This window comes from Aeromonas sp. HMWF014 (assembly GCF_963878295.1).
Taxonomy (GTDB): domain Bacteria; phylum Pseudomonadota; class Gammaproteobacteria; order Enterobacterales; family Aeromonadaceae; genus Aeromonas; species Aeromonas popoffii.
Genome location: NZ_CAWNYS010000052.1, coordinates 1 through 5,220, shown reverse-complemented (window position 1 = coordinate 5,220; position 5,220 = coordinate 1). Strand labels below are relative to the sequence as shown.

Below are 5,220 nucleotides of genomic sequence, written 5' to 3'. Positions count from 1 at the left end.
TTGCTGCCCTCAAGCAGGATGGGACTGTGGTGACGTGGGGGAGTGCCAATAATGGCGGTGACAGCAATGCCGTGAAGGACGATCTCATCAATGTGGAGACCATTGTCTCAAATGGCCTTGCTTTTGCTGCCCTCAAGCAGGATGGGACTGTGGTAACATGGGGGAGTGCCAACGATGGCGGTGACAGCCGTGACGTGGATCTCACCGAAGTGCAGACCATTTTCTCAACTATCACTGCTTTTGCTGCCCTCAAGCAGGATGGGGCAGTCGTGACTTGGGGGGGGGCTACCGGTGGTGGCGACAGCCGTGCCGTGGCCCCGCTCACCAATGTGCAGACCATTTTCTCAAACGGTAACTTAAGTTACGGTGCGTTTGCCGCATTGCTTGGCCCATAATAGTTACACCACGAGCCAATGTATATCCAAATGAGTAACGCGAGGCAGGTTAAATCCTGCCTCATCTATTTTCATATCATATTGAAATCTTATTCTACCGCGCTGTGACTATTGAGGACGCCCTTCATGCGCTCGTTTGCCACGTTCTCATTCGACCAACCCATTTCCGACCGTACCACCCTCATGAACTGTCGCCATCTCGTGCATCGCCATCAAGCCAAATGACGGCTCAGTAGGGTGCAATAAGCGCAGCACATTGCACCTCTACCTTTTCTGCCATCCCAACTCTCTTGCCTCCACACTTTCTGTTACCAAACAAGCGGTGCAATTCACTTCGTTCAGCACCAACCTACGATTGTTAGCCCAAGATACGAGATAAGCCATATATAGCGAGACGACAACCGAAATGGCGGCCCATTGCCCGTTAAGTGCTTCTTGAACACACAAACTGGGCTGAGCCCCCTTTCTCTTGAGTTCTACTATCCTTCACCATCATTTAGCGTGACAAGATGATGCTGCATTTCTCTTAGAAAGAGATTGGTTAATTGTTTAACTGTGTTATCCATATCTCCCCGCTGGCGATAAACTGCAATGGTAATATTTGGGAGTGTAGGGAGGTGAGTCAATCTCTGGCTATGCTTTGGGGGTGTTTGAGAAAGTAAAGCGACAACGCCCAGCCCTGCCTCTGTAGCAGCTTGTAACGCTGCAAGGCTACTGCTCTCAAATACTATATGCCAAGGAATATTTTCTCTATTTAAAGCCTCTAATATACGATTACGCCATGAGCAAGGTTGGCTAAACATAACTAAAGGTAACGACTCACCTTGATGTTCAAACCCATGTTCTGCAAACCAATAAAGTGGAAAACTAAATTCCTGAATTGGTACTGGTGCATTGGCAATTGGCATGCTGACCAAAACATCCAACTCACCACGTTCAAACGCTGCAAAGAGTGACTGTTTGTTAGCAATCTCAACACGCAGGCTTAATCCAGGATGCACACAAGCAAAGTCGGCGAGTACGCGGGTAAAGTGATGACTCACAAGGTCTTCAACCAAACCAATACTGCAATGCTGCTTGCCTTGTGATGCAGGTTTTAGACTCAGTTGGTCTGTGAGACTTAAAATGCGTTCTGCATAAGGTAATAACGCTTCCCCCTCTGTACTTAAACGGATGCCCCTGTTGGAACGAAGCAGCAATGCATGGCCTAACTGTTGCTCTAAACGCTGAATTTGTTGGCTAAGCGCTGGCTGTGTTTTCCCGTGCAATATTGCGGCTCGGTTAATGCTGCCACATTGTACAACACTCACGAAAGAGCGCAGCAGTGCGGTATCAACGTCATTGGCCATAAAAAAACCTTATAACTGCCATTCATTTTTGCAGTCTACCTATGAACTATGGCATCCGCTAGACTGAGCATGCTTTTTCTTTTTAGCTGGAGTTCACTATGTATGTTTTAGCTGTCATTCTTGCTATCGCAGGTTCGGTCGTATACCATCTTTCGATTAAATTTGTGCCTAGTGGCGTCAATCCATTTCTATCGTTGTCCGTGAGTTACGGCATCGCCCTTTTATTATGTTTACCTGGCATTTATTTCTATGAGGGCAGTCGCAACTTTCAAGTATTAAACTGGAGTGTTGCTGGCGTGGCGCTGGGAATGTTAGGGATTGAAATTGGATTCTTATTGCTATATCGAGCCGGTGGCCATTTAGGGGTATCGTCACTCCTGACTAATGCGGCAAGTACACTCTTGCTTTTACCTATTGGACTGTTGTTTTTTCGAGAAGCCTTTTCAGTCACCCGATTGCTGGGTATGGGCATCGCCCTCTGCGGTCTATGGTTGATGATGCCACGGAAATAATAACGTTCGTTGATTCGACTAGCAAAGCGGATTCGAACATTCGCGAGATATTAACAAGGACGTTATGTTCAAACTTGAAACCACACACCTTATCCTGCGCGATATGCAGCCAGCTGATGAAGCGGATTTTGTCGCCATCTCGCAAGAGAGCAAGTATCAGCGGTTTTACAGCGAGTCAGATTGCGACCCGGATAAATATCGGCAGCTCACCCGACTGTTTATCGAGCAGGCGAGTGAACACCCTCGCACCGCCTATCAATTGGCCATCGAGAACAAAGCGACCGGGGGATTCATTGGCACGGTTTGCCTGCGTCTTGAACCGGATCGTCAGGCATCGATGGGCTGTGGTATGGCCCGGGCGTATCAGGGGCATGGACTCATACATGAAGCCGCATACGCCTTGATGGACTTTGGTTTTCGTGAATTAGACATACACCGGATCTATGCAGAAACCATCAGCCACAATCGGGCTGCGATACGGCTGTGCAACACGTTGGGCATGAGGCAAGAGGGATATTTTCGCGAACACCGTTTCTTCAAACAGCAGTGGTGGGATACCGTGGTGTTGGCCGTCCTAAAGAGCGAGTGGCAACAGAGATAGTCACCAGCCAATTAGGCACTTAAAGCGCGCTCAGAGATGAAACGAATTCTGATTATTGGCAACTCGGGATCGGGCAAGAGCCGGTTGGCAACCCCTCCCCGCTGCTCTTCATGATTACCTCCCCGGTCATCACCCCGACCGGTGGCACCAACCACCATATCGAGGTGCTGGCCATTATCCCCGCCAACGTGCTGGGCAGCATGACGGCTGCGGTCATGGCCTTCCTGCTGGGCATCACCCACAGCGTGGCCCACTGTGGTCCCATCGTGGCTCTGCCGGCTGGCCTGCTTTTCCCAGCTCGCCCCATCGTCTCCTGCACGCCGGATCGCCACCGTCACCAGGCTGCCGCGGGCAGCCCCCTTGTGATCCCCTTCACGCTTCATGGCCGGAACCCGTCAAACTAGGAAATTTTCCTAATGCCCCTAGGGATGGCTCTCACGCCATTTGCGCCGCACCTCATTAAAGTCACGCTACCTGATGTAGTGACCCGACCCTCGCAGTGGCGCAGGGAGTGGGCATGGGTTCAATCGACAGGAGAGCGAGGCGCACAGTCCAACCTCTTGCTGTTGTCCTTTCCGTGGCGTGACCTCTAACACCAACCAAAAAGTGAGGGGCGCGGCGGAAAATACCGTCTATCTCGCAGAGGATGAACGAAGATGTTGAAACTTCTCCAACAGGTCAGGGTACCGACCCTGGACCTGCCGGTCGCAGCCCGGCGCAAGCTCTGGTTCAAGCCGTTTATGCAATCCTATCTGGTTGTATTTATTGGCTATCTGACCATGTATCTGATCCGCAAGAACTTCAACATTGCGCAGAACGACATGATCCAGGAGTACGGCCTCTCCATGACCGAGCTTGGCATGATTGGCCTTGGCTTCTCCATCACCTACGGGGTGGGCAAGACAGTCGTCTCCTACTATGCCGATGGCAAGAACACCAAGCAGTTCCTGCCGCTGATGCTGATCCTCTCCGCCCTTTGCATGCTGGGTTTCAGTGCAAGCATGGGCGGCACGGGTTTTAGCCTCTACTTCATGATCTTCTTCTATGCCCTGAGCGGCTTCTTCCAGAGCTGTGGTGGCTCCTGCAGCTACTCCACCATTACCAAGTGGACACCTCGCAACAAGCGCGGCACTTACCTCGGTATGTGGAACCTCTCCCACAACGTGGGCGGAGCCGGTGCGGCCGGTGTGGCGCTGTTCGGTGCCAACTACCTGTTCGATGGCAACGTGCTCGGCATGTTCATCTTCCCGTCCATGATCGCGCTGGTGGTCGGCTTTATCGGCCTGCGTTTTGGCAGCGACTCACCGGAAGCCTATGGCCTGGGCAAGGTAGAAGAGCTGTTTGACGAAGTGGCCAGCGAAGAAGATATCGACACCGAAGAGCAGAAGCTGACCAAGGGTCAAATCTTCGTCAAGTACGTGCTGATGAACAAGGTGATCTGGCTGCTCTGCTTTGCCAACATCTTCCTCTACGTGGTGCGCATCGGTATCGACCAGTGGTCCACCGTGTACGCTCACCAGGAGCTGGGCTTCTCCAAGGAGATCGCCATTCAGGGCTTCACCTTCTTCGAAGTGGGCGCGCTGGTCGGTACCCTGATGTGGGGCTACCTCTCGGATCTGGCCAACGGCCGTCGTGGTCTGGTCGCGTGTGTGGCACTGGCGCTGATTATCGCGACCCTGGGTCTTTACCAGCACGCCACCACCCAGTTTATGTTCCTGGGTTCCCTGTTCTTGCTGGGCTTCCTGGTGTTTGGTCCGCAACTGCTGATCGGCGTGGCCGCCGTGGGCTTCGTGCCCAAGCAGGGCATCAGCGTGGCCGATGGCGTCAAGGGCACCTTTGCCTACCTCATCGGTGACAGCTTCGCCAAACTGGGTCTGGGCATGATCGCCGATGGCACCCCCATCTTCGGTCTGACCGGTTGGGCCGGCACCTTCGCGGCGCTGGATATCGCAGCAGTCGCCTGTCTGGTGCTGATGGCCTGCGTGGCCGTGGCTGAAGAGCGCAAGATCCGCCGTATCAAGCGCGAATTGAAAGCCGCCACCTTGGCTACCCAATCCGCCTGAACCCGCGTTAACTAGATGCAGCCAGGCGGCCAAGCCCGCCTGACGCAAACAGCCACTGCGCGCAACCGGCCCCGCCTTCTGGTGGGGCCGGTTTTTGATTGCTGCCCCACCGTCAGCAGATACATCCAGACTGCTGTCATCCCCTGTGCACACAGGCTCGCCAGGTATCGCAGCAATCCGTGCGGCGCGATGCCAGCGTCGTATTCACAGCACTGCCCGTCGGCCCCTGAATGCTCAACCGCGAGCTCACCTTCTTCTGCCGGCCGGGAGTGACCAATCCGGCCCGACCTTGCCATGCCC

6 protein-coding genes are annotated in these 5,220 nt (G+C 53.4%); 5 read left to right on the top strand and 1 reads right to left on the bottom strand.

What is annotated here, in order from left to right; all coding sequences use genetic code 11:
• Positions 1–395, top strand: a 395-nt coding sequence (locus tag AAC083_RS22795; RefSeq protein ID WP_219927934.1) for a hypothetical protein, incomplete at its 5' end; no start/stop codon positions are given.
• A 479-nt stretch (positions 396–874) separates the two neighbouring features.
• On the opposite strand, the gene AAC083_RS01925 is transcribed toward AAC083_RS22795, so the two are convergent.
• Positions 875–1,744, bottom strand: a complete 870-nt coding sequence (locus AAC083_RS01925) for a LysR substrate-binding domain-containing protein (protein WP_108537907.1) — start codon at positions 1,742–1,744, stop codon at positions 875–877.
• A gap of 98 nt (positions 1,745–1,842) precedes the next feature.
• Between AAC083_RS01925 and AAC083_RS01920 the strand changes: the two genes are divergently transcribed.
• From AAC083_RS01920 to uhpT, 4 genes are all read left to right on the top strand, one after another.
• Entirely contained in the window at positions 1,843–2,256 is a 414-nt protein-coding gene (locus AAC083_RS01920; RefSeq protein WP_108537906.1) for an EamA family transporter, read from the top strand.
• Between the two features lie 64 nt (positions 2,257–2,320).
• Positions 2,321–2,857, top strand: a complete 537-nt coding sequence (locus AAC083_RS01915; RefSeq protein WP_108537905.1) for a GNAT family N-acetyltransferase — start codon at positions 2,321–2,323, stop codon at positions 2,855–2,857.
• 110 nt (positions 2,858–2,967) lie between these two features.
• Positions 2,968–3,261, top strand: a complete 294-nt coding sequence (locus AAC083_RS01910; protein ID WP_108537904.1) for a hypothetical protein — start codon at positions 2,968–2,970, stop codon at positions 3,259–3,261.
• A gap of 252 nt (positions 3,262–3,513) precedes the next feature.
• Positions 3,514–4,920, top strand: coding sequence for a hexose-6-phosphate:phosphate antiporter (gene uhpT, locus AAC083_RS01905; protein ID WP_108537903.1), 1,407 nt, complete (start codon positions 3,514–3,516; stop codon positions 4,918–4,920).
• Positions 4,921–5,220: the final 300 nt, after the last annotated feature.